At 66.2% G+C, this 521-nt stretch carries 1 protein-coding gene; it reads left to right on the forward strand.

The features are described from left to right. Window positions 1–6 precede the first annotated feature (6 nt). Window positions 7–521, forward strand: a 515-nt coding sequence (locus tag NKI72_RS35400) for a branched-chain amino acid ABC transporter permease (RefSeq protein WP_502909017.1), incomplete at its 3' end; no start/stop codon positions are given.

Raw genomic sequence — 521 nt, forward strand, 5'->3', positions numbered from 1 at the left:
TTAGCTCTGCCCGTCGCCCTGATTGCCGTGGCCTACGGCCTGATCCCCGCCTATGCGTCGAGCTATCTCGTCGAGGCGATCCTGCTGCCGTTCCTTGCGCTCAGCCTGGCGGCGGTCGGCCTCAACCTTTTGACCGGCTATTGCGGCCAGCTTTCGCTGGGCTCCTCCGCCTTCATGGCGGTCGGCGCTTTCGCCGCCTACAATTTCAACCTTCGGGTCGAAGGACTGCCGCTGGCTGCAACCATGATCCTGGCCGGGATTTCGGCCGCCGGCATCGGCGTCGTGTTCGGATTGCCGAGCCTGCGCCTGCGCGGCTTCTATCTCGCCGTCTCGACGCTCGCCGCCCAGTTCTTCGTGCAGTGGGCGCTGACCAAGTTCGGCTGGTTCTCCAACGACAACCCTTCCGGGGTGATCTCGGCGCCGCACCTTGCCGTTGCGGGCTTCTCGCTCGACAGGGCGACGGGCCGCTACCTGCTCTCGGTGACCACGGTCATCGTGCTCACGGCGCTCGTCTGGCGCCT

Origin of the sequence: Mesorhizobium sp. M0437, from assembly GCF_040321335.1 — a bacterium.
Classification (GTDB): domain Bacteria; phylum Pseudomonadota; class Alphaproteobacteria; order Rhizobiales; family Rhizobiaceae; genus Mesorhizobium.